This is a genomic window from Clostridium sp. CCUG 7971 (assembly GCF_017590215.1).
Lineage (GTDB): Bacteria > Bacillota > Clostridia > Peptostreptococcales > Peptostreptococcaceae > Faecalimicrobium.
The window spans coordinates 1-2,299 of the sequence record NZ_JAFFPK010000148.1 but is presented as its reverse complement, the minus strand read 5'-3'; the positions used below and the strand labels follow the sequence as shown (position 1 = coordinate 2,299).

1 protein-coding gene, 1 tRNA gene, 1 rRNA gene and 1 other annotated feature are annotated in these 2,299 nt (G+C 30.1%); all 3 genes read right to left on the bottom strand.

The genetic code is table 11. From position 1 onward, the window contains the following. Positions 1–23 precede the first annotated feature (23 nt). The 3 genes from serS to JWF52_RS16560 all read right to left on the bottom strand — a co-directional run bounded on the left by serS (position 24) and on the right by JWF52_RS16560 (position 2,274). On the bottom strand, positions 24–1,307 hold the full coding sequence (serS, locus tag JWF52_RS16570; protein ID WP_208334622.1) for a serine--tRNA ligase: 1,284 nt from the start codon (positions 1,305–1,307) through the stop codon (positions 24–26). Positions 1,308–1,528: 221 nt separating this feature from the next. After that, positions 1,529–1,734 (bottom strand) — a binding site (T-box leader). A 340-nt stretch (positions 1,735–2,074) separates the two neighbouring features. After that, positions 2,075–2,191: ribosomal RNA gene (gene rrf, locus JWF52_RS16565) — 5S ribosomal RNA — on the bottom strand. A 9-nt stretch (positions 2,192–2,200) separates the two neighbouring features. Further along, positions 2,201–2,274, bottom strand: a tRNA-Gly gene (locus tag JWF52_RS16560). Between the last annotated feature and the right edge of the window lie 25 nt (positions 2,275–2,299).

The following is a 2,299-nucleotide window of genomic DNA, read 5'->3' as shown; positions in this document are numbered from 1 at the left end:
TTTTTATTAATAGCATCTATATCTTATAATTCATTCTTCTTTATAACATCTACACCCATGTATGGTCTTAATGCTTCTGGAACTACTACAGATCCATCAGCTTGTTGATAGTTTTCTAATATAGCAGCTAAACTTCTTCCTACTGCTAATCCTGATCCGTTTAATGTATGAACATATTCAGCTTTAGATTTTTTATCTCTCTTGAATCTTATACCAGCTCTTCTAGCTTGGAAGTCTTCAAAGTTTGAACAAGAAGAAATTTCAACGTATCTGTTGTAACTTGGCATCCATACTTCTAAGTCATATTTAAATGCAGCAGTAAATCCTAAATCTCCTGTACATATTCTAACTACTCTGTATGGTAATCCTAATAATTGTAACATCTTTTCAGCATCATTAGTTAATTTTTCTAATTCTTCATAAGATTTCTCAGGATCAACAAACTTAACTAGTTCAACTTTATTGAATTGATGTTGTCTTACTAAACCTCTTGTATCTCTACCAGCAGATCCTGCTTCTGATCTAAAGCAAGGAGTGTATGCACAGTATTTTATTGGTAATTGTTCAGCCTTTAATATTTCATCTCTGTGTATATTTGTTACAGGAACCTCCGCAGTTGGAACTAAGAAGTACTCTAAACCTTCTAACTTAAACATATCTTCTTCGAATTTAGGTAATTGTCCCGTTCCTACGAAACTAGTTCTATTAGCCATAAATGGTGGTAATACTTCTGTATATCCATGTTCATCTGTATGAGTGTTTAAGAAGAAGTTTATTAAAGCTCTTTCAAGTCTAGCTCCTAACCCTTTATATAAAGTAAATCTTGATCCAGTTATTTTACCAGCTGCTTCAAAATCTAATATTCCAAGTCCTGTTCCTATATCCCAGTGAGCTTTTTCTTCGAAATCGAACTTAGTAGGTTCTCCCCAAGTTCTTACTTGAACGTTGTCTTCATCAGTAGTTCCTTGTGGAACATCTGGGTGAGGAACATTTGGTATTCTCATTAATCTATATTCCATGTCAGCTTCAACTTCTCTAACTTTCTCATCAAATCCTTTTATCTTATCAGATAATTCTTTTAATTGAGCTTTAGCTTCTTCAACATCTTTACCTTCTTTTATAAGTTGAGGTATTTTCTTTGATTCAACATTTAATTCATTTTTCATTACTTCGACTTCTTTAAGTAATTCTCTTCTTTTATCATCTAATTCTACTACAGCATCAAGGTCAAATTCTTTTTCCCCTCTTCTGTCCATAGCTTTTTTAATATCTTCTAAATTTTCTCTTATTCTTTTGATATCTAACATATTATTGTCCTCCTATTTTTTATAATCTAAATATATTTATTAAATCCTTCACCCTTTTCAAACTATACGGAAAATATTACTTGATATAAACTATTTTATTTGTTTTTTATTAATTCTCAGTAATGGTAACGTTATTTTTATTGGTATATACTAAAATAAATTTAATTTTACAAGCGCTTGTTTGATTTATTGTAATAAAAAAAGACCTTCGTATTCCCTACAAAAGGGACGAAAGTCTTTGATCCGCGTTGCCACCCTAATTGATTATATAAACATATAATCCTCTCAGACCTGTAACGTAGGTATACGTCTAGCTTTTTACTAGAAGCTCCGGAATAGATTCAAAAACCATTATAATGAGTTCTCACCATCCACTCACTCTCTGAATATAAATTTGCTTTTTACTAATTTCCTTCTTTGCTTTTTACTATTTGTTTTATTTGATATTTATTATATTATATATATTAACAACTTTCAATACTATTATTCTATATTTTTATAATTTTTATTTTTATAAATTCCCAAATACTGTTTAATACTATGTTCTTTATATAAAATTTAATGCTAAATTTTTTTATAAATTCATTTTTTATCCATTTTATTATGTAGTTTAACTAATAATTTAGTGGTAAAAACTAATTGTATAGATAAAATTTTATTTTTAATTATCTCACAAAAATGACAATATATTTATAAATTTTGATAATTTAATATATAAAAAGGCTTTAGTTTTATATAAACCTAAAGCCTTAAAATAAAAAAAGATTACGTGGCTATGTCTTACTCTCCCAGGCAGTTGCCCACCAAGTACCATCAGCGCTAAAGAGCTTAACTTCTGTGTTCGGAATGGGAACAGGTGTATCCTCTTTGCTATAATAACCACATAATCTTTATGGAGCGGGTGAAGGGGATCGAACCCTCACAGCCGGCTTGGAAGGCCGGAACTCTACCATTGAGCTACACCCGCAATTTTAGAGTTAATACTCTGAAAA

What these genes read in the sequence shown, in the direction of transcription:
- serS (WP_208334622.1), bottom strand. Translation starts at nt 1,307, where the DNA reads ATGTTAGATATCAAAAGAATAAGAGAAAATTTAGAAGATATTAAAAAA.